The 21,298-nt window shown below is 62.5% G+C and carries 19 protein-coding genes; 13 read left to right on the top strand and 6 right to left on the bottom strand.

The features are described from left to right. Nucleotides 1-47: 47 nt before the first annotated feature. The gene (gene mutM, locus AB8A23_RS04580; protein WP_439060301.1) at nucleotides 48-953 is read left to right on the top strand and encodes a bifunctional DNA-formamidopyrimidine glycosylase/DNA-(apurinic or apyrimidinic site) lyase; all 906 of its coding nucleotides are present in this window, start codon (nucleotides 48-50) and stop codon (nucleotides 951-953) included. A 66-nt stretch (nucleotides 954-1,019) separates the two neighbouring features. On the opposite strand, the gene rutA is transcribed toward mutM, so the two are convergent. Further along, nucleotides 1,020-2,120 carry a pyrimidine utilization protein A gene (gene rutA / locus AB8A23_RS04575; RefSeq protein WP_439060577.1) on the bottom strand — a complete coding sequence of 367 codons (1,101 nt, stop codon included), beginning with the start codon at nucleotides 2,118-2,120 and terminating at the stop codon, nucleotides 1,020-1,022. A gap of 181 nt (nucleotides 2,121-2,301) precedes the next feature. Between rutA and AB8A23_RS04570 the strand changes: the two genes are divergently transcribed. Beyond that, nucleotides 2,302-3,099 (top strand): class I SAM-dependent methyltransferase, encoded by a 798-nt coding sequence (locus tag AB8A23_RS04570; RefSeq protein WP_120287745.1) that lies wholly within the window; start codon nucleotides 2,302-2,304, stop codon nucleotides 3,097-3,099. A gap of 165 nt (nucleotides 3,100-3,264) precedes the next feature. Further along, complete coding sequence (locus AB8A23_RS04565; RefSeq protein ID WP_120287746.1) at nucleotides 3,265-3,942, top strand: PilZ domain-containing protein; 678 nt, start codon at nucleotides 3,265-3,267, stop codon at nucleotides 3,940-3,942. 20 nt (nucleotides 3,943-3,962) lie between these two features. Here AB8A23_RS04565 and AB8A23_RS04560 read toward each other — a convergent pair whose 3' ends face one another. From AB8A23_RS04560 to AB8A23_RS04550, 3 genes are read right to left on the bottom strand one after another with little or no spacing between them, the layout of a single operon-like run. Beyond that, the gene (locus AB8A23_RS04560) at nucleotides 3,963-4,352 is read right to left on the bottom strand and encodes a type II toxin-antitoxin system VapC family toxin (RefSeq protein ID WP_120287747.1); all 390 of its coding nucleotides are present in this window, start codon (nucleotides 4,350-4,352) and stop codon (nucleotides 3,963-3,965) included. A gap of 14 nt (nucleotides 4,353-4,366) precedes the next feature. Further along, nucleotides 4,367-4,606: an AbrB/MazE/SpoVT family DNA-binding domain-containing protein gene (locus AB8A23_RS04555; protein ID WP_120287748.1), complete on the bottom strand. Its 240-nt coding sequence runs from the start codon at nucleotides 4,604-4,606 to the stop codon at nucleotides 4,367-4,369. Between the two features lie 60 nt (nucleotides 4,607-4,666). Beyond that, the gene (locus tag AB8A23_RS04550; RefSeq protein WP_120287749.1) at nucleotides 4,667-6,028 is read right to left on the bottom strand and encodes a serine protease; all 1,362 of its coding nucleotides are present in this window, start codon (nucleotides 6,026-6,028) and stop codon (nucleotides 4,667-4,669) included. Between the two features lie 234 nt (nucleotides 6,029-6,262). Here AB8A23_RS04550 and AB8A23_RS04545 point away from each other — a divergent pair, with 234 nt between their 5' ends. Beyond that, a complete protein-coding gene (locus AB8A23_RS04545; RefSeq protein ID WP_439060302.1) occupies nucleotides 6,263-7,063 on the top strand; it encodes a HesA/MoeB/ThiF family protein in 801 nt (266 codons plus the stop codon). 65 nt (nucleotides 7,064-7,128) lie between these two features. Here AB8A23_RS04545 and AB8A23_RS04540 read toward each other — a convergent pair whose 3' ends face one another. After that, complete coding sequence (locus tag AB8A23_RS04540) at nucleotides 7,129-8,130, bottom strand: aldo/keto reductase (protein ID WP_439060303.1); 1,002 nt, start codon at nucleotides 8,128-8,130, stop codon at nucleotides 7,129-7,131. Between the two features lie 118 nt (nucleotides 8,131-8,248). On the opposite strand from AB8A23_RS04540, the gene AB8A23_RS04535 reads away from it, so the two are divergent. Next, entirely contained in the window at nucleotides 8,249-9,202 is a 954-nt protein-coding gene (locus tag AB8A23_RS04535; protein ID WP_439060304.1) for a LysR family transcriptional regulator, read from the top strand. Here AB8A23_RS04535 and AB8A23_RS04530 read toward each other — a convergent pair. After that, a complete protein-coding gene (locus AB8A23_RS04530) occupies nucleotides 9,179-10,282 on the bottom strand; it encodes a DUF2336 domain-containing protein (RefSeq protein WP_089266433.1) in 1,104 nt (367 codons plus the stop codon). The two genes, AB8A23_RS04535 and AB8A23_RS04530, sit on opposite strands and share 24 nt — an antisense overlap. 361 nt (nucleotides 10,283-10,643) lie before the next feature. On the opposite strand from AB8A23_RS04530, the gene rimP reads away from it, so the two are divergent. The 8 genes from rimP (at nucleotide 10,644) to pnp (ending at nucleotide 21,114) form a co-directional block, all read left to right on the top strand. Then, the gene (gene rimP / locus AB8A23_RS04525) at nucleotides 10,644-11,423 is read left to right on the top strand and encodes a ribosome maturation factor RimP (protein ID WP_439060305.1); all 780 of its coding nucleotides are present in this window, start codon (nucleotides 10,644-10,646) and stop codon (nucleotides 11,421-11,423) included. Between the two features lie 3 nt (nucleotides 11,424-11,426). Further along, entirely contained in the window at nucleotides 11,427-13,031 is a 1,605-nt protein-coding gene (gene nusA, locus AB8A23_RS04520) for a transcription termination factor NusA (RefSeq protein ID WP_068734140.1), read from the top strand. A 16-nt stretch (nucleotides 13,032-13,047) separates the two neighbouring features. After that, nucleotides 13,048-13,836, top strand: a complete 789-nt coding sequence (locus AB8A23_RS04515) for an RNA-binding protein (protein ID WP_175369427.1) — start codon at nucleotides 13,048-13,050, stop codon at nucleotides 13,834-13,836. A 9-nt stretch (nucleotides 13,837-13,845) separates the two neighbouring features. Further along, nucleotides 13,846-16,629 carry a translation initiation factor IF-2 gene (gene infB / locus AB8A23_RS04510; RefSeq protein WP_175369428.1) on the top strand — a complete coding sequence of 928 codons (2,784 nt, stop codon included), beginning with the start codon at nucleotides 13,846-13,848 and terminating at the stop codon, nucleotides 16,627-16,629. Between the two features lie 168 nt (nucleotides 16,630-16,797). Then, nucleotides 16,798-17,214, top strand: a complete 417-nt coding sequence (gene rbfA / locus AB8A23_RS04505) for a 30S ribosome-binding factor RbfA (protein ID WP_068734171.1) — start codon at nucleotides 16,798-16,800, stop codon at nucleotides 17,212-17,214. Further along, nucleotides 17,211-18,371: a tRNA pseudouridine(55) synthase TruB gene (gene truB / locus AB8A23_RS04500; protein WP_093757901.1), complete on the top strand. Its 1,161-nt coding sequence runs from the start codon at nucleotides 17,211-17,213 to the stop codon at nucleotides 18,369-18,371. Before rbfA ends, truB begins: the two co-directional genes overlap by 4 nt. Nucleotides 18,372-18,373: 2 nt before the next feature. Further along, entirely contained in the window at nucleotides 18,374-18,643 is a 270-nt protein-coding gene (gene rpsO, locus AB8A23_RS04495; RefSeq protein ID WP_068734145.1) for a 30S ribosomal protein S15, read from the top strand. A gap of 323 nt (nucleotides 18,644-18,966) precedes the next feature. Continuing rightward, on the top strand, nucleotides 18,967-21,114 hold the full coding sequence (gene pnp, locus AB8A23_RS04490) for a polyribonucleotide nucleotidyltransferase (RefSeq protein WP_089266441.1): 2,148 nt from the start codon (nucleotides 18,967-18,969) through the stop codon (nucleotides 21,112-21,114). Nucleotides 21,115-21,298: the final 184 nt, after the last annotated feature.

The following is a 21,298-nucleotide window of genomic DNA, read 5'->3' as shown; positions in this document are numbered from 1 at the left end:
GGCAATGGGGCTATCACGTCCCCATCTCAAGGTGAATGACGTGAATCATGCCTGAATTGCCCGAAGTCGAGACCGTCCGCCGCGGCCTGCAGCCGGCCATGGAGGGGTCAAAGATCACCCGTCTGGATCTCAGGCGAAAAGACCTGCGTTTTCCGTTTCAGCCGGATTTTGCCGGGAGGTTGCAGGGCCGGGTGATCACCAGCCTCGGCCGCCGCGCCAAATATCTGCTGGCGGACCTCGATTCCGGCGATGTGCTGCTGATGCATCTGGGCATGTCCGGTTCGTTCCGGGTGGTGTCTGATGCGCCCGCTGCTGTCGCAGGTGATGAAGAAAATGTGATGCCGGGCGCCTTCCATCATCCGCGCAGCGACGAGCGGGCCCATGATCACGTCGTCTTCCATATGTCGTCGGGCCCGTCGGTGATCTACAACGATCCCCGCCGTTTCGGCTTCATGAAGATCTTTGCGCGCAGCGAGATCGAGAACGAGCCGTTCCTGAAGGACATCGGCCCCGAGCCGCTGGGCAACGAATTCGATGCAGCCATGCTGGCCGGCGCCACCGCCGGCAAGAAGACCAGCCTCAAGGCCGCGCTGCTCGATCAGCGCGTCGTCGCGGGCCTCGGCAACATCTATGTCTGCGAAGCGCTGTTTCGCTCGCATCTGTCGCCGCGGCGGCTGGCCGCGACACTGGCGACCAAGAAGGGCGAGCCGACCGATCATTCCAGACGACTGGTCACGGCAATCCACGAGGTGCTGAATCAGGCCATCAAGGCCGGCGGCTCGTCGCTGCGCGACCACCGCCAGACCGATGGCGAGCTCGGTTACTTCCAGCACTCGTTTCAGGTCTATGACCGCGAAGGCGAGCCGTGCCAAACCGATGGCTGTTCAGGCATCGTGAAGCGCTTCGTGCAGAACGGACGGTCGACCTTCTGGTGCCCGAAGTGTCAGAGGTGACACCGAGTCGGGGCTGACCTTGTCGGCGACTCTTCTTGATATCGACAGTCACATTGATATCGACAGTCACATGTCTTTCAATGCCTCTGCCGCCGCCTCCGCAACTCCCTTACGCGATGTCATCAGCGGCTGAATGTGTTGTCCGAAGTCTTCAACGCCCTGGACGAAATCGTCGAAGGTGAGCAATACGCCCTCGGTCCCCGGCACGGTGGCGACGTCGTCGAGCATGCGGGCGACATTGGCGAAAGAGCCGACGAAGGTCCCCATGTTGATGTTGACCGCTGATGTAGGGTCCGCCATCTGGCGGATGTTGGTGTCCTTGCCTGACTTGGTGTCGACGGCACCCTGTACGCCCAGCCAGGCGACCGCTTCGTGATCCACGCCGGCTTTGTAGTGCTCCCACTTTGCGAACGCGGCTTCATCGGTCTTGGCCGCGATCACCATGAACAGCACATAGGTCGTCACGTGTCGGCCGGTGTCATGCGTAGCCTCGGCCAGCCGTTCGGCGGCGGGTGCGAAATCGGTCGGGGTGTTGATGCCTTTGCCGAAGCAGAAATTGTAGTCGGCGTATTTTGCGGAGAAGGCCATTCCGGCGCCGCTCTGGCCGGCGCAAATGATCTTCATATCGGCTTGCGGCCGCGGGCTAACGCGGCAGTCTTCCATCTGGAAGAATTCGCCTTTGCGATCCGAGGCACCGGTCTGCCAAAGCTCGCGGAGGATCTCGACATATTCCGAAAGATATTCGTAACGGCGTGCGAAATATTGATCGCCCGGCCAAAGCCCCATCTGCGAATATTCGGGACGTTGCCAGCCGGTGATGAGATTGAGGCCGAAGCGGCCATGTGAAATCGAATCGATGGTCACAGCCATGCGCGCGGCAATCGCGGGAGGCATCACGAGCGTCGCTGCCGTGGCGAACAGTTTTATTCGCTTGGTCACTGCGGCCAACCCGGCCATCAAGGTGAAGGATTCCAGATTGTGATCCCAGAATTCGGTTTTCCCGCCGAAGCCACGCAATTTGATCATCGAGAGCACAAAATCGAGCCCGTAATGTTCGGCTTTTAGCGTCACCTCCTTGTTGAGGTCGAAAGTCGGCATGTATTGCGGGGCATTTTCAGAGAGCAACCAGCCATTGTTCCCGATTGGAATGAATACGCCGACCTTCATCTCGCTCTCCTCTGTAACAGGGTGACGCCTCGGGACGTCGCGAACTGTTCTGCTTGCGATAAACCAAGCAACAACTGTGCCGATGCGTGCGCATCGCGCCGATCCCACCGTGAAGGCAACGTGGTTGCGCGCCCGGCATTTCCGGCCATGATCTGCTGCCAACACGTATTGAGGACTCCCTATGACCGACGCATCGTCTCCCTCCATCCGCTTCAATGACGGCGCGTCCTATGAGCGGATGATGGGCGTCTGGAGCCGCAGCGCCGGCGAGGTCTTTCTGGACTGGGTGGCGCCAAAGCCGGGTCTTGCCTGGGTCGATGTCGGCTGCGGCAACGGCGCCTTCACGCAGCTGATCGCCGAGCGCCATGCGCCGTCGGTGATCGACGGTATCGATCCCTCGGAGCCGCAGCTTGCCTATGCGCGGACGCGGCCGGGTGCTGCGATGGCGGCGTTTCATCTGGGCGACGCAATGGCACTGCCGTTTTCCGACAAGTCCTTCGATGTCGCCGTGATGGCGCTGGTGATCTTCTTCGTGCCGGAGCCGTCGAAGGGCGTTGCGGAGATGGTGCGTGTCGTGTCACCCGGCGGCACGGTGGCCGCCTATGCCTGGGATATGGATGGCGGCGGCTTTCCGCTGCAGCCGATCCTGGGTGAATTGCTGAAGATGGGCCAGATGCCGTCGCTTCCGCCGAGCGTGGACGCATCGCGCCTCGACGTGATGCAGTCGCTGTGGACCTCCGCCGGCCTAGTGGACGTCGAAACCCGCGTGATCGATGTCACCCGTGCCTTCACCGATTTCGACGACTTCTGGTCGGCCTCGTCTGCAGGGCCATCGGTGAAGGCAGCTCTGACGGCGATGACGCCGGAGGAGATTGTGCAGCTCAAATCGCGCGTCCGGACGGGACTTTCGGAGGATGCAACCGGTCGTATCACCTGCAGTGCCCGCGCCAATGCCATCAAGGGGCGGGTGCCCGGCTGAGGCAGAGCATCCTCCGCCGCTCGATAGCGCCAATCGCCGGGATCTGCCGGTAATATTTCCTCAACTTGAAGGGGTATATAAGTAACGCAATAACCAAGGCGGGCGCAAATGCTGGCGTGGTTGGGTTTTCTATGGTGGTGGAAATGTACCGTAGAGGATGAACCTGTGTCCGTCGAAAAATTCCTCAAGCAGCGCGCCGTCAACGTCGTTGTCAGCGGGCAATATACGCTGTCGAACTGGCTGGATTCCGCAGGCAATCCGCGCAGCTTTGCCTGCCGGACCAGCCGCGTCTCGCCGTTCCGGATGATTGTCGATGTGCCGGTGGTGGGTCGTATCGGCGATCGCATCACGCCTTATTTCGGCGACTTCGGTCAGCTCGAAGGCCGCATCAGCGACACCATCTCCGGCAGCTTCCTGCTCGAACTCAACATGACGCCGCCGATGCGGCAGAAGCTGTCAGACAAGTTGACCTGGCTGGAGAAATTCCAGAAAGACCCCACGGTGCGGGAAGAGCGCAAGCAGGCGCGCCTCATTCCTGCGAGCCCGCATTCCATGCTGACCTTCGCCGACGGCAGTATGAAGAACTGCTTCGTCATCGACATGTCCGTGTCCGGCGCCGCGATCTCGGCCGACGTGCAGCCAGAGGTCGGAACGCCGCTCGCCGTCGGCGCCTGCGTCGGCCGCGTGGTGCGCCATCTCCAGGGCGGTTTCGCAGTGAAATTCGTCGAGCAGCAGAACCGCGAACAGCTCGAACGCCGGATCATCCGCGCCCCTGCCGCGCCGCCGCCGCGCGCAACGCCGTTCGCGGCGCAGATGGATGCGATGTACGAGGAAGTGGATTAGAGCATCGGACAGGCGGTTGCCTATGACAGCCAGTTCTCGACTTTCAGACCGCTCACCCGTTTGAATTCTTTCGCATTCGCAGTCACCAGCGTGGCATCGACGGCGCAAGCGTGAGCCGCGATCAGCAGGTCATTCGGGCCGATGGGGACGCCCTTCTTTTCGAGGTCGTGGCGAATGCGGGCGTATTCGGTGTCGGCCGGACTTTCCAGCGGCAGGATATCGAGCTCATTCAGCACCTGCTCTACGAGTTGCGTGAGCCGCGGTGAATTACGTTTGGCGCATCCGAACCGCAATTCGGCGGACGTAATGATGCTGACGCAAAATCCCTCGGCGCCGAGTTTACGAATTCTCTTGGCTACACGACCCGCTGGATTTCGGATCAGATCCGAGACGACGTTTGTATCAAGCATGTAGCGTGGTGTGCTCACAGCTTGATGTCCCGTAGCGGGCGCAGGCCTGCATCGACGTCCGGAAATTCTTCTGTGAATGGCACCATCGTATCAAGCAATGCCAGCAGGCCGCGCTTGCGTACGGGCTCGATTACGAGCCTGTCGCCGTCGCGGTGCATGACAGCTTCGTCGCCCGGTAACTCGAATTCAACGGGAATGCGGACCGCCTGATTGCGACCGTTACGAAACAGCCTGACGTGACGGGAGTCGGTCATCGGCACCTCCGTGGCATATGCTTAAGCATAGGCCAAAAGAGAGCTAATTTCCAGCGAAAACTACTTCCGCACGCAGATCACGCGCACCATCGCGGCCTTGGCATCGGTCGAGCTGCTGTTCGCGCTCACGCCATTCGCTTTCACGAAATTCAGCACGAGTTCCGCGGGCACCAGAGCCGCCTGTGGCGCTGCATTCGGCGGGCCGGCTACGAGCAGCGGCTTCAATTGCGCGAGGCCCGCGAATTTGCCGTCGCTGTCGATGGCGGCCGCGCCGGAAAAGCCGAGCCCCGGTGCGGGTGACAGCGCCAGTTCGCTTCCGGTGCCGATCGGTGTGGTGGTTGCCTTCACGCTGGTGACGGCTGCGCCGCCGCCCTGGTTTTGCGGATCGGCGATCCCTACGAGATCGAGATTGGGCTTCGCTGCGCCAGCGCCAAGCGACAGCGGCTTCAGCTCGCGCGCGCCATAGATGCGCAGCAATGCGAGATCGCGCACTTTATCTTCGGCGACTTTGTCGGCATTGCCGTAACCGGCCACGACGATGGACATGCAGCCATCGACTGCCTGGCGATCGGTGACGATGGCGCCGTCATCGCTCACGACGATTCCGCTGGCATATTCGACCTTCTTGCGCGGCGGCGGACCCATCGCCTGCGCCCCTGCGGGGAATGCGTTGAAGGCAGACGACATCGCGATCACCACCGGCTCCATGGTGCCTTCGGTGGCCTGATCGTAGAAGATCGAGAGGATGCGGACTTCCGAGTCCTTGAACTGGCCGCGGATGTAGAACTTCTTCTGGTTCTGCAGGCCGGACAGCACGAAGAAATCCGGCTTGACGACCTGATAGTCGATCTTGCGGCCGGGCTCCTTGCGCTCGGCCTCGGCGAGTTTCGCGGTGGAGGGCGTGTCCTCCTTGCGGCGCGCCAGCGTGATCTGGACCGTGCCGGTGGAGGACGACCATTTGCTGCCGTTCGCGTCGGAGGCCTGCTGCGGCACCAGCTTGCCGGGAATGCCAAGCCGTGCGCCGGTCACCATGTCGGTGACCATTTTCCAGCCGACATTGTCCTGAAGTTTCCTCGCGGCCGCGCGCAGCAGATCGCGCTCCTGCGGGTTCAGAACGCCTGTCTGCTTGGCGCCGTTGTCCTTCTGGAACGTCTTGATCGCATTGACCATGCGATCCGAGACCTCGCCGGTAATGGCGCCGTTATACTGTCCGGTCCACGCCAGATCCGATTGAATGCCGAGCCGCTCGGCCTGCGCCATGGCATTGGCGGTGTCGGCAGGGGTCTGCAGCGCCGGGCGGATCGGTGTGGTGGTGACCGGCTTCGGCTTGATGCCTTGCACCGCGGGAGGCGTCGCCTGCACCTGTGCGTGAGCCGCAGAGGCTGCCACGATCATCAATGTTGCTGAAAGCATCGATCTCATGACATGTCCGGTCTTGAAGCTGGTGATTGATTTCGGTGGAATTAAGCACATCTCGTGGGTCGGTGACAGCGCGGGAAGGGTTCACGACAATGCGGGACCTGATCTGTGGCCTCATCCTGAGGAGGCGCTTCTTCAGCGCCGTCTCGAAGGATGAGCTGTTCATCTCATGGTTCGAGACGCGCGCAAGAAGCGCGCTCCTCACCATGAAGGTCGGAGTTTGGAGCGACTATTGCGATGCTGAATGCCGATGAACTCGAGCGCTATGCGCGCCATATCGTGTTGCGCGAGGTCGGCGGTCCCGGCCAGACCGCGCTGCAGGGCGCGAAAGTGCTTGTGATCGGCGCCGGCGGGCTCGGCGCACCGGCACTGATGTATCTCGCGGCCGCGGGCATCGGCACGCTCGGTGTGGTCGATGACGACACGGTGTCGCTGTCGAACCTGCAGCGGCAGGTCATTCACGCAACGCCGGATATCGGCGCATTGAAGACCGACAGCGCCGCAGCAAAAATCCATGCGCTCAATCCGCATGTCAGATTTATCGGCCATGCCGTCAGGCTCAATGCAGCTAATGCGATGACGCTGTTGTCGGGCTACGACATCGTGCTCGATGGTTCCGACAATTTCACCACGCGCTATCTGCTGTCGGATGCTTGCTATCTTGCAAAGAAGCCGTTGATCTCCGCGGCTCTCGGCACTTTCGATGCCTCGCTGACCACGATCCGTGCCCATGAGGCCAATGCATCGGGCGCATTGAACCCGACCTATCGCTGTCTGTTTCCCGAAGCGCCGCCGCCGGGCACTGTGCCGAGCTGCCAGGAAGCCGGCGTCATGGGTGCGCTGGCCGGTATGGTTGGCTCGATGATGGCGCTGGAAGCGATCCGCGAGATCGTGGGCTTTGGTGAAGGGCTGGTCGGGCGTCTGCTGATGATCGACGCCCGCAACATGCGCTTCGAGACGCTGCGTTACGGGCGCGATCCGGCGAATCCGCTGAACGGGGATGCACCGAGCATCAGGGATTTGAGCGCGTATTTGTGAGGCGCTTCTTGTCCCTCCCCACTGCGCTGCGCTTGGGGGAGGGAGGCCACTAGCGTCTTCGCGTCTCACGCCCGCTTCTTTTCACTGTCCATATGCGCGAGATGCTCGTCCGGATAACGGCCGCCGGCTGCCGCATCGGCCGGGATCGCCTCCGCCAGCGCCCTGAGATGCGCGGGCGTGAGTTTCACCTCCAGCGATCCCAGCGCTTCAGTGAGCCGATCCCGTCGCCGGGCGCCGACCACGGGCAGGATGTCGTGGCCCTGTGCGGCCACCCAGGCGATCGCGACCTGTGCGACCGAGGCGCCGATCTCGTTGGCGATGGCGCGGATTTTTTCAACCAGAGCCAGATTCTGATCGATATTCGCAGCGCTGAAGCGCGGGCTGTGGCTGCGATAGTCCTTTGCGTTCATCCCGCTCTTGGTGAAGTGGCCACCGATCAGGCCGCGCGAGAGCACACCGTAAGCCGTGATGCCGATGCCAAGTTCGCGGCAGGTCGGCAGGATGTCATCCTCGATACCGCGCGAGATCAGCGAATATTCGATCTGCAGGTCGGTGATGGGATGCACCTTGTGGGCACGGCGGATGGTCTCGGAGCCGACTTCGGAGAGGCCGATATGTTTGACGTAGCCGGCCTTGATCAGGTAGGCGATGGCGCCGACGGTGTCCTCGATGGGCACATTGGGGTCGAGCCGCGCGGGGCGGTAGATGTCGATGACCTCGACGCCGAGCCGCACCAGCGAATAGGCCACGAAATTCTTGATCGCTATCGGGCGGTTGTCGAAGCCCATGAAGGCACCGGCGGGATCGCGCATACCGCCGAATTTGACCGAAAGCTGCAGGCTGTCGCGGCTGCGGCCGCGCAGGGCTTCGGCGATCAGGAGTTCGTTGTGGCCCATGGCGTAGAAGTCACCGGTGTCGATCAGGGTGACGCCGGCCTCCAGCGCGGCGTGGATGGTGGCGATGCTTTCGCCTCGGTCGGCCGGGCCGTAGACATCCGACATGCCCATGCAGCCGAGGCCGAGCGCGGCCACTGTGGGGCCAGTCTTTCCGAGTTGAAGGTGGTTCATGGTGGTTCTCCCAGAAGGCGGCCGGACCGATCCTCCGCCGCTGCCGCCCCGATATGAGCCCGCTCCATTGATCCGATAAGCTGGACAATCCCGAAAGGCTTGTTCACTCTGTCGAACAATGAGCGATCTCGATCTGCGCGATCTGGCGGCCTTTCTGGCAGTGGCACGGACCCGGAATTTCCGGCGGGCGGCGGTGGAGACCCATGTGTCGGTGTCCAGCCTGAGTCAGCGGTTGCGCGACATGGAAGAGCGGCTTGGCGTTCGTTTGCTGCATCGCACAACGCGTAGTGTTGCGCTTACCGAGGCAGGAGAATTGCTGCAGCGCAAAATCGCTCCGGCCATGGGTGATGTCCATGCTGCGCTGCAGCAAGTTCGCGATTTCGGTGATGTGCCGTCTGGCCGACTGAGGATCAACGGTCCAGCACCAGCCATCGATATCGTGGTGGCGCCGATGGTTACGCCATTTTTGCAGCAATATCCGCAGGTTGAGCTTGAGATCGTTGCCGAGACGTCATTGATCGACATCGTCGCCAAGGGTTTCGACGCCGGCATTCGCTATGGCGAGGATCTGGCGCAGGACATGATCGCGGTCTCGCTGGGGCCGCCGCAACGCTTCGTGATGGTGGCTTCTTCGCAATATATTGCGCAGCATGGACGACCTATTGCACCGCAGCAATTGCTGCAGCATTGCTGCATCAGAACGCGTTTCGACAACGGTTCTATCCCGGAATGGGAGTTCGAAAAGGACGGCCAGGTGGTCCGGATACCGCCCCGGGGGCCTCTGCTGGCGAGCTATTCCCGGCTCGGGCTGGAAGCGGCACGGGATGGGCTCGGCTTTTACGCGGTGTTTGAGGGCTATGTGCGGGACGACCTCGCGACCGGGAGGTTGGTCAGCGTTCTGGAGGACTGGTTGCCGCCATTCCCGGGCCCGTTCCTGTATTATCCAAGTCGTCGGCAGCCACCGCCGGCTTTGGCGGCGTTCGTGAGTTTTGTGGCGGAGTGGCGCAAACGGGAGCGACGGGCAGCCGCCCCGGGGAACCCCAGCGGATCAGAGCGGCAGGGGGATCGCTGAGGCGGTCTCGCGGGTCTGCCAGAAGGTCAGCACGCGCTGTGCCGTGGCAGGCACCAGGCGCTCGAAATTCTGTCGGGCTTCCTCGACATCGGCGGCGGCAGGCGAACGGCCGGGGCCGAGACGCAGCGTCATCAGGGCGCGGACGGTGGCCCAGGAAATCCCGATCGATTTGCCGAGTATCAGCATCGGATCGTCGCGGTCGCCTTTGAGGAGCTGGTCGATGGTCCCGATCCGCACGCCCGACAGAGCGGCGAGGGCGGCGGCGGTTTCCTCATATTGATGGGCGCGGGCAAAGCGCAACAAAGCGCCTTCGTCCAGCTCGTCGGCCTGGTGGAGCTTGCGAATGGCACGCTGCGCGGTGGCGAAGTCGCGGGTGACGGCCAGATGCGTCGGCGTACCGGTGATGTCTTGCATCGCGCGGTTGATCGCGTTGCGCAGTTGGGGGGCGGCGGCGTCGAACAGCCGACGGCGAACCACCTCGACCGACTGTGCCAACAGGTGTTTGAGTTGTTCCGGCGCGAGATCGTCGCGCTGCCCGACCGTGACGGCGAGGGCGCCATCGTCGCTGGCGCGGCGAATGAGGCCGGTATAGCCAAGTTGCGAGAAAGCGGCACCGGCATTGCCGGCGACCCGGCGGATCACGTCGCGGTCGCCGCGGCGGACGATCACGTCGGTAATGCGCGGGGTCAGCGTCGAGCGATCGGAGATCGCCAGCAGATGCGACTGGCCCTGGGCCTTGGCGATGTCGACCAGTGTCGGTTCGTCGATCAAAGGTGAGCGGCGCAACAGCGGCCCGGCGATCAGGATTTCGTCATCGCGGACGAGCAAGGCCACCAGTTGCGGCGGTGCGTTGACGAGATCGGACAGCCGTTCGGCCAGCTCGGTGCGTGCTTCGACCTCGGTTTGTGGAACCAGACTCGTCAGAACGCCGTCGAACAGATCGACATGGGCCGGCTGAAAACGGGACGCGCCCCGCAGGAAAAGCTCGGAAATCTTACGGACCGCCTCGCCGCGGCGCTTGGGATCGCCATCTCTGACGATGTTCTCCAGCCCGGGAATGAGCGATTTCGCCTCAGCCATCAAAAAATACTCAACACCACCATACGGAAAGGCTGGGGCACCCTAGATGGGGTTGATGAAGGAACGGTTAGTCCGCAGGATTGGGCTACCGCGGGTTGCAGAAATATTGCGGGGCAGCCACTGCGGCCTTGCCGGGGCGCCGGAAAAGGGCTATATCGCCCACAACTTATTAGGTTCTCATACGATCGCGTTTGAGAGTGGGCCCCTCGGGACCCGCTCTTTTTTATTACCTGAACGGACCTTGGCCATAATCCGGCGGGGGCTCGCAGGGTCCAAAAGGGCCGAAAGCCCGACGCGATACACTTCTGCAGGCTGCACGCGCATTCAGACATCCTCCAACCGGAATACTTCGATCCTGGACATGACCGACCAAAACCCAGAAACCGTTGATACCGAGCTGCTTTCCGAGCCGCGCCTGGTGATCGAGCCGGGTGCTGCGGCGCGGGTATCGGCAGTCGCCACGCCCGTGCTCGAAAACCTCGGTTACCGGCTGGTGCGGATCAAAATTTCCGGCGAGCTCGGCTGCACCGTGCAGATCATGGCGGAGCGGCCGGATGGCACCATGCTGGTCGAGGACTGCGAGGCGATCTCACACGCGCTGTCGCCGGTGATGGACGTCGCCGATCCGATCCAGCGCGCCTATCGCCTCGAAATTTCCTCGCCCGGCATCGATCGCCCGCTGGTCCGACGCTCCGATTTCGAGCGCTATCATGGCTATCTGGTTAAGATCGAGATGGCTGTCGCCGTCGGCGGCCGCAAACGCTTCCGTGGCCTGCTCGGCGCTATCGAAGGCGACGTCGTCCTGATCGATCGGGAAGGCGCCCGCGACGGCGAGGACTCCATCACGCGGTTGCCGCTGGAAGACATCTCCAATGCCAGCCTGGTGCTGACCGACGAGCTGATCGCCGAGTCGATGCGCCGCGGCAAGCACGCCGAGCTTGATCTCAAACGGGAGCTCGGTCTCGCGCCGCCGCCGGCACCGCATGCCAAGCGCAGCGATCCGAAAAAGAGCTTTGCGCCGAAGCCGAAACTCAAGGTCGCGAAAGCTACCAAGAAGCCTTTGCCGAAGAATACCAAAGAACATCGTCTGGCCGCCGACCGTGCGCGCCGAGGCGAAATCGATCCCATCGAAGGAGAATGAGCTATGGCCGCTGTCAGCGCCAATAAACTCGAACTGCTGCAGATCGCCGACGCCGTCGCGCGCGAAAAATCGATCGACCGCAACATCGTCATCCAGGCGATGGAAGAGGCGATCGCGAAAGCGGCCCGCGCGCGCTACGGTTCCGAGACCGATGTGCATGCCGAGATTCATCCCAAGACCGGCCAGCTCTCTCTGACCCGCCACATGCTGGTGGTCGAGGACGTCGAGAATTCGTCTTTCCAGACCTCGCTGTTTGACGCGCAGCGCGCCAATCCGGGTGCGCAGATCGGCGACACCATCGCCGACACGCTGCCGCCGCTGGAATACGGCCGTATCGCCGCGCAGTCCGCCAAGCAGGTCATCGTGCAGAAGGTGCGCGAAGCCGAGCGTGACCGGCAGTATCAGGAATTCAAGGATCGCATCGGCGAGATCGTCAACGGCATCGTCAAGCGCGTCGAATACGGTTCGGTGATCGTCGATCTTGGTCGCAGCGAAGCCATCGTGCGTCGCGACGAGATGCTGCCGCGCGAAGTGTTCCGCAACGGCGACCGCGTTCGCGCCTATGTGTTCGACGTGCGCCGCGAGACCCGTGGTCCGCAGATCTTCCTGTCGCGCACCCATCCGCAGTTCATGGCCAAGTTGTTCGCGCAGGAAGTGCCTGAAATCTATGACGGTATCGTTGAAATCAAGGCCGTGGCCCGCGATCCCGGTTCGCGTGCGAAAATTGGCGTGATCTCGCGCGACTCGTCGGTGGATCCGGTCGGCGCCTGCGTCGGTATGCGTGGTTCCCGCGTGCAGGCCGTGGTCAACGAGCTGCAGGGCGAGAAGATCGACATCATTCCGTGGTCGCCGGATATCGCTACTTTCGTGGTGAACGCGCTGGCGCCGGCAGAAGTCTCGAAAGTCGTGATCGATGAAGATCGTGAGCGCATCGAGGTTGTCGTTCCCGACACGAATAACCAGCTATCCCTTGCGATCGGTCGTCGCGGCCAGAATGTGCGCCTGGCTTCGCAGCTGACCGGCTGGGATATCGACATCCTGACCGAGCAGGAAGAATCCGAACGTCGCCAGGCCGATTTCGAAAATTCCACGCGCGTCTTCATGGAAGCGCTGAACGTCGACGAAGTCGTCGGTCAGCTGCTCGCGTCGGAAGGTTTCACCTCGGTGGAAGAACTTTCGATGGTCGATGCCAAGGAACTGTCGGGCATCGAGGGCTTCGACGACGAAACAGCGGCCGAATTGCAGAGCCGTGCACGTGAATACCTTGAGCAGCTCGAAGCTGAACTCGAAGGCAAACGTAAGGAACTGGGTGTGGAAGACGCTTTGAAGGACGTTCCGGGCGTGACCCTCAAGATGATGGTCAAGTTCGGCGAAAACGACATCAAGACCGTCGAGGATCTTGCCGGCTGCGCCACTGACGATCTGGTGGGCTGGACCGAACGCAAGGAAGGCTCCGAGCCGACCAAGCACCCGGGCATTCTCGATGCCAGCGAAATTTCGCGTGAAGACGCCGAGCATCTGATTATGCAGGCCCGCGTCGTGGCCGGCTGGATCACCCAGGCCGATCTCGACAAGGGTGCGCCGCTCGACGCCACCGAAGAAGCGTAAGGACAATGCCACGCGCATGCTCGCCATTGCTGACCAAGCAGATCTGGACAACGGCCCCCGGAGCACCAAGCCCGGGACGATGCGGATGTGCGTGGTTACGCGGAGCGTGCGCCCGATCGATGATCTGATCCGGTTCGTCGTCGCGCCCACGGGCGAGGCGATCCCGGATCTGAAGCGCAAGCTTCCTGGCCGCGGCCTCTGGGTCACGGCCTCCCGCAAGGCGGTGACCGAGGCGGCGAAGCGCAATCTTTTTGCCAAGGGCTTCAAGAAAGCGGTCAAGGCGTCGCCGACCCTGGCCGACGACACCGACAAGCTCATGGTGCGCGGCGTCATCGAGGCGCTGGCCATAACTGCCAAGGCCGGTCAGGTGGTTTCCGGCTTCACCAAGGTCGAAGACGCCCTGCGCCGCGGAACGGTCGGTGTTCTTCTCCACGCCTCCAATGGCGCCCCCGACGGAATCCGCAAACTGGACAGCGTTGCCCGGCAACGCGTGGAATTTGACGCGGAATCCGGCGACGACGCGCCGAAACTGCCGATCATTACGGTTTTAAGCTCCGATGAATTGGATTTGGCATTGGGGCGGTCAAATGTGATACATGCTGCCGTGCTTACGGGCCCGGCGGGCAAAACGTTCCTGTCGCGCAGCCAGACTCTGGTCCAATACCGGCTGGCTGACGACGACATCAACGCAAGCGCCAAAGCTTCGCTGACAACTGCTGCGCCGGAGACGGAGCCGCTGACGCCAACGATCTCGCTGATCGAAACTTCGACGACTGTGCGACCGCGCACAACGCAACAAGATTAGGACTGCTGAATGGTTGATACGAAAACGCCTGGTGACAAGACTCTGAGCGTTCCCAGCAAGACCTTGACGCTCAAGCCGCGCGTCGAGCAGGGCACTGTGCGCCAGAGCTTCAGCCATGGCCGCACCAAGCAGGTGGTGGTCGAGAAGCGCGGCAAGCGCCGTATGCCCGGCGATGCGCCCGCGACTGCGCCTGTCGCCGCGCCAGCAACTGCTGCTCCCGCACCTGTCGAGACTGCTGCACCAGCTCCCGTTGCTGCTGCGCCGGCTGCTCCCGCTGCAACTGCTGCGCCCGCGGCGCCGGTTGCGCGCGCTGCTGCGCCTGCACCGGCCGCACCGGCTTCCCGCACCGCTGCCCCTTCTCCCGCAGGACGCAGCTCCGCTCCGCCTCCCGCAGCGCAGCCGTCGCGCGCGCCGCAGCGCCCGCAGCCTCCGGCCCGTTCAGGTTCGGGCGTCGTGCTCCGCACCCTGACCGAAGAAGAGCGCAATGCCCGCGCCAGCGCGCTGGCCGATGCCCGCGTGCGCGAGCAGGAAGAGCGGCGCCTCGCCGAGATTGAGGCTGCCCGCCGCAACACCAAGGAATTCAAGGAACAGGAAGAGCGTGAAGCTGCCGAAGCCCGTCGTAAGGCCGAGGAAGAGCGTCACCGCCAGGAAGAAGAAACCAAGCGCCGCGCCGAAGTCGAGGCCAAGCGCCGTCAGGCTGAAGCCGATGCGAAGGCCGCCAAGCCTGCCACGACGACGGCCCGTCCTGGCGCCACCTCAACTACGCCAGCGCGTGCGCCCGGCGTTGCTGCCGACGGCACCGACGAGGATGAAGGTCCACGCGTCATTCGCCGTGGTCCCGGCGGCGCCGCGCGCCCCGTGATCGCGCCGAAGCCCACTGCCAAGCCCGGTCCGCAGAAGGAGCGCGGCCGTCTCACCGTCGTTACCGCGCTGTCGGCTGGCGACGTGCGCGAGCGTTCGATCGCCTCGTTCCGTCGCCGCACCCAGCGTCTGAAGGGTCATCAGTCGAACGAGCCGAAGGAAAAGCTGGTTCGTGAAGTCACGATCCCGGAAGCGATCACGATTCAGGAACTCGCCAACCGTATGGCCGAGCGCGCCGTGGACGTTATCCGTCTGCTCATGAAGCAGGGCGCGATCCACAAGATCAACGACGTCATCGACGCCGACACCGCGCAGCTGGTGGCCGAGGAAATGGGCCACACCGTCAAGCGCGTTGCCGAATCGGACGTTGAAGAAGGTCTGTTCGACAAGGTCGACGATTCCACCGATACCGAGCCGCGTTCGCCGGTCGTGACCGTCATGGGTCACGTCGACCATGGCAAGACCTCGCTGCTCGATGCGTTGCGTCATGCCAATGTGGTGTCCGGCGAAGCCGGCGGCATCACGCAGCATATCGGCGCTTATCAGGTCACGTCGCCCGAGAGCGGCAAGAAGATCACCTTCATCGATACGCCAGGCCACGCTGCGTTCACCGCGATGCGTGCCCGCGGCGCCAAGGTCACGGATATCGTCATCCTGGTGGTCGCGGCCGATGACGGCGTCATGCCGCAGACCATCGAAGCCATCAACCACGCCAAGGCAGCCGGCGTGCCGATGATCGTGGCGATCAACAAGATCGACAAGCCCGACGCCAAGGCGGAGCGCGTGCGCACCGAACTGCTGCAGCATGACGTGCAGGTCGAATCCTTCGGCGGCGACGTGGTCGACGTCGAAGTGTCGGCGAAGAACAAGACCAACCTCGACAAGCTCTTGGAAATGATCGCGCTGCAGGCCGATATTCTCGACCTGAAGACCAATTCGGAGCGTCCGGCGGAAGGTACCGTGATCGAAGCCAAGCTCGATCGTGGTCGTGGTCCGGTGGCGACCGTGCTGGTTCAGCGCGGCACCCTGAAGGTTGGCGACATTATCGTGGCCGGTGCCGAAATGGGCCGTGTCCGCGCGCTGATCTCCGATCAGGGCGAGACGTTAACCGCGGCAGGTCCGTCGGTGCCGGTCGAAGTGCTCGGTTTCAACGGTCCGCCGGAAGCTGGCGATCGCATGGCCGTGGTCGAGAACGAAGCCCGCGCCCGTGAAATCACCGGCTACCGTGCGCATCAGAAGCGCGAGAAGTCCGCGGCCTCCACCAACGGCATGCGCGGCTCGCTCGAGCAGATGATGAGCCAGCTGAAGACCTCGGGTCGCAAGGACTTCCCGCTGATCATCAAGGCCGACGTGCAGGGTTCGCTCGAAGCCATTCTCGGCTCGCTCGAGAAGCTCGGCACCGACGAAGTCGCTGCGCGCATCCTGCATGCGGGCGTCGGCGGCATTTCGGAATCGGACGTCACGCTGGCGGAAGGCTTCAACGCCGCCATCATCGGCTTCTCGGTTCGTGCCAACAAGGAAGCCGCCGCTGCTGCCAAGCGCAACGGCATCGAAATCCGCTACTACAACATCATCTACGATCTCGTGGATGACGTGAAGAAAGCCATGTCCGGTCTGCTCGCGCCCACACTGCGCGAAACCATGCTGGGCAATGCGCAGATCCTCGAAGTGTTCAACATCTCGAAGGTCGGCAAGGTTGCGGGTTGCCGCGTCACCGACGGAACCGTGGAACGCGGCGCGAATGTGCGCCTGATCCGCGACAACGTCGTGGTGCACGAAGGCAAGCTGTCGACACTGAAGCGCTTCAAGGACGAAGTGAAGGAAGTGGCGTCAGGCCAGGAATGCGGCATGGCGTTCGAGAACTACGGCGACATGCGCGCCGGCGACGTGATCGAGTGTTACCGCGTAGAGACCATCCAGCGCTCCCTGTAAGTCCAAATCTTACAGAGAGACCGGATTTAAACGAGACGTCATGCCCGGCCTGCGCGAAGCTAGCTTCGCTAGATGGCCGGGCATCCACGTCTTTGAATTTCAAAAGAGCAGTCGTGGATGGCCGGGACAAACCCGGCCATGACGAATTTTGTTTTCGTAGGGAAACCGATGCCCAAGCATCACCAAAAATCTGCCGCGCCGGGCGGCTCGCAGCGTCAATTGCGCGTTGGCGAGCTGATGCGCCACGCGATTGCCGATATCCTGTCGCAGGGTGGGGTCCACGATCCCGTTCTGCAGACCACCATCATCACCGTGCCCGAGGTGAAGATGTCGCCCGATCTCAAGCTCGCCACCGTCTATGTGATGCCGCTCGGCGGCCAGAACACCGAACCGGTGCTGAAGGCGCTTGCGGCGAACAAGAGCTTCCTGCGAACCGAGGTCGCGTATCGCGTGAACCTCAAATACGCCCCCGATCTTCGCTTCCGCATCGATGAGCGCTTCGACGAAGCCGAGCGCATCGACAAACTCCTGCGCACGCCTGCCGTTGCGCGCGACCTCAAACCAGACTCGGACGAAAACGAATGACTGTGACGACCCCAGCCGCCGCCCTCGATTCACGTCTCGATGAAGCGGGCAATGGCGAGCCCACCCTGTCTCCGGCCGTGCAGCACGGCGACCACGGTCAGCAAGGTGACCGCGGCGGCAATGACCAGCGTCAGCATCAGGGCCATCGCGGCAATAACGATCCCCGCCATCAGGGCGGCAAGCAGCGTCAGCAGGGCCAGGTCCGGCGCGACAAGCGCGACGTTCATGGCTGGGTGATCCTCGACAAGCCGATCGGCATGACCTCGACCCAGGCGGTCGCGATCGCCAAGCGCCTGTTCCAGGCCAAGCGCGCCGGCCATGCCGGTACCCTCGATCCGTTGGCGTCCGGCGGTCTGCCGATCGCGCTCGGTGAAGCCACCAAGACGGTTCCGTTCGTGATGGACGGCCGCAAGCGCTATCGCTTCACGGTCGCCTGGGGCGAGGAACGCGATACCGACGACACCGAGGGCCGCGCGACCTTCACCAGCCCGAATAGGCCAACGGCGGACCAGATCCGGGCGTTGCTGCCGCAATTTACCGGCAATATCGAACAGACCCCGCCGCAATACTCGGCGATCAAGATCCAGGGCGAGCGCGCCTATGATCTCGCCCGCGACGGCGAGGTGGTGCCGCTGGTTCCCCGACCGGTTGTGATTCACGAATTAGTCCTGACAGAACAGCCAGATAGCGACCATGCCGTGTTCGAAGCCGAGTGCGGCAAGGGAACTTACGTGCGTGCGCTGGCCCGCGATATCGGCCGTTTACTCGGCTGCTACGGCCATATCAGTGCGCTCCGGCGTACCCTGGTCGGACCTTTCGCCGAAGCCGACATGATTCCGCTGGAACAGTTGGAGGCTTTGTGCGATAGAGCCGCGTCTGGCGAGGGTAGCCTCGCCGACGCGCTACTGCCCGTTGAGACCGCGCTGGACGACATCCCGGCACTGGCCGTCACACGGGCGGATGCGGCAAGGCTCCATCGGGGCCAAGCCGTTCTGTTGCGCGGACGGGATGCGCCCGATTGTAGCGGCACAGTTTATGTCACGGTGGCAGGGCGATTATTGGCCCTCGCTGAAGTTGGCAACGGCGAACTCATCCCCAAGCGCGTGTTTAACCTGACCGGACTGACCGCCAGTTCGGCCCGCAAAGAAAGTAACTGACGATGTCGATTACCGCAGAACGCAAAGCGGAAGTCATCAAGACCAATGCCAACAAGACCGGCGACACTGGTTCGCCGGAAGTCCAGGTTGCGATCCTCTCCGAGCGCATTGCCAACCTGACCGGACACTTCAAGACCCACACCAAGGACAACCATTCCCGCCGTGGTCTTTTGAAGCTCGTCTCCACGCGTCGTTCGCTGCTTGACTACATCAAGCGCAAGGACGAGGCGCGCTACAAGGCGCTGCTCGAGAAGCACAACATTCGCCGCTAAGCGAAATCACGCGCGCAAAAACCCTTTGCGCGCGTTTTTTGTAGCGGAAGCCATGTGCGGCTTTCGCGATAACGTTCAGAAGCAATCCGGCAACTGGACGATGACGGGCAAGGTGCCCGTCGCGCGGCGCGATCCTCCAAAGATCCCCGCGACCATCGGAAGGATGGACGCCATTCAGAATACCAGAGCCATGGCAGGATCGCCGGACGCTGATTTCGCGACATCGCGAACAGCTTCTTGCCGTCTTGCGCATGGCTTTTGTGTTTTGGACTTCAGTGTTTTTGGCCGTCACGTCCTCCGTGAACCCATGAAAGAAACCTAAGATGTTTAATGTTCACTCCGTCGAGATCGATTGGGGCGGTCGTCCGCTCAAGCTGGAAACCGGCAAGGTTGCCCGTCAGGCTGACGGCGCCGTCATCGCCACCTATGGCGAGACCGTCGTTATCGCCACCGTCGTCGCCGCGAAGACTGCCAAGGATGGCATCGACTTCCTGCCGCTGACCGTCGACTACATCGAGAAGACCTATGCAGCCGGCCGCATTCCCGGTGGCTACTTCAAGCGCGAAGGTCGTCCGACCGAGAAGGAGACGCTGGTCTCCCGCCTGATCGATCGCCCGATCCGCCCGCTGTTCGTCGATGGCTGGCGCAACGAAACCCAGATCGTCGTCACCGTGCTGTCGCACGACATGGAAAACGATCCGGACATTCTCGCGCTGGTCGCCACCTCGGCTGCGCTGACGATTTCCGGCGCCCCGTTCCAGGGCCCGATCGGTGCGGCCCGCGTCGGCTTCATCAATGATGAATACGTGCTCAACCCGACCCTCGACGAAATGGCCGACACCAATCTCGACCTCGTCGTCGCCGGCACCGGCGATGCCGTGCTGATGGTGGAATCGGAAGCCAAGGAGCTCAACGAAGACGTGATGCTCGGCGCCGTGATGTTCGGTCACCGCCACTTCCAGCCGGTCATCAAGGCGATCATCGAGCTCGCCGAGAAGGCCGCAAAGGAGCCGCGCGAGGTCAAGACCATCGATGACAGCGAAATCGAGAAGGAAATGCTCGGTCTCGTCGAAACCGAGCTGCGCGCTGCTTACGCGATCCCTGTGAAGCAGGACCGCTACGCCGCCGTCGGTGCCGTCAAGGCGAAGGCGATGGCGCACTACTTCCCGGAAGGTCAGGAGCCGAAATACGACAAGCTCCGCATCGCCGGCGTGTTCAAGGAACTGGAATCGAAGATCGTTCGCTGGAACATCCTCGACACCAAGAAGCGCATCGACGGCCGCGACCTGACCACGGTTCGTCCGATCGTCGCCGAAGTTGGCGTGCTGCCGCGCGCCCACGGTTCGGCGCTGTTCACCCGCGGTGAAACCCAGGCGCTGGTCGTGACCACGCTCGGCACCGGTGAAGACGAGCAGTACATCGACTCGCTGTCGGGAACGTACAAAGAGACGTTCCTGCTGCACTACAACTTCCCTCCCTACTCGGTCGGCGAGACCGGTCGTATGGGCGGCACCAAGCGTCGCGAAATCGGCCACGGCAAGCTCGCCTGGCGCGCAATCCATCCGGTTCTGCCGGGTCACCACGAATTCCCGTACACCGTGCGCGTGGTGTCGGAGATCACCGAGTCCAACGGTTCGTCGTCGATGGCATCGGTTTGCGGTGCTTCGCTGGCGCTGATGGATGCGGGCGTTCCGATGAAGCGTCCGACGGCGGGTATCGCCATGGGCCTGATCCTCGAAGGCGCACGCTACGCGGTTCTGTCGGATATCCTGGGTGATGAAGATCACCTCGGCGACATGGACTTCAAGGTGGCTGGTACCGATACCGGCATCACCTCGCTGCAGATGGACATCAAGATCGCCGGTATCACCGAAGAGATCATGAAGGTCGCTCTGGGTCAGGCCAAGGAAGGCCGCATTCACATTCTCGGTGAGATGTCGAAGGCGCTCAACAACGCCCGTGCCGAGCTCGGCGAATACGCGCCGCGCATCGAGACCTTCAAGATCGCCACCGACAAGATCCGTGAAGTGATCGGCACCGGCGGCAAGGTGATCCGCGAGATCGTCGAAAAGACCGGCGCCAAGGTCAACATCGAAGACGACGGCACCGTGAAGGTGGCTTCGTCGGATGGTGAGTCGATCAAGGCTGCGATCAAGTGGATCAAGTCGATCGCTTCGGATCCGGAGCTCAACGCGATCTATGAAGGCACTGTGGTCAAGGTCATGGAGTTCGGTGCATTCGTGAACTTCTTTGGCGCCAAGGATGGTCTGGTTCACATCAGCCAGCTCGCCGGCGGCCGCGTGCAGAAGACCTCCGACGTCGTCAAGGAAGGCGACAAGGTCAAGGTCAAGCTGCTCGGCTTCGACGATCGCGGCAAGACGCGTCTGTCGATGAAGGCTGTCGATCAGGAGACCGGCGAAGATCTCGAAGCCAAGCAGAAGGCCGCCGAAGGCGCGACTGCAGCGGAGTAATTTTCGCGACATTGCGAAGTACGAAAGGGCGGCCGAAAGGCCGCCCTTTTTGTTTGTGATTGTTCTGCGAGGCCCGGGTGGGGTCTCCCCACAGACGCTGCCGTCCGTGGCACCCCCACCCGACTGGCCTGACGGCCAGCCACCCTCCCCACAAGGGGGGAGGAAAGGCGCCATGCGGCGCACA

Source organism: Tardiphaga sp. 619_E2_N8_4 (assembly GCF_051810905.1).
Lineage (GTDB): Bacteria > Pseudomonadota > Alphaproteobacteria > Rhizobiales > Xanthobacteraceae > Tardiphaga > Tardiphaga robiniae.
This window is presented reverse-complemented; position numbering and strand designations above follow the sequence as displayed.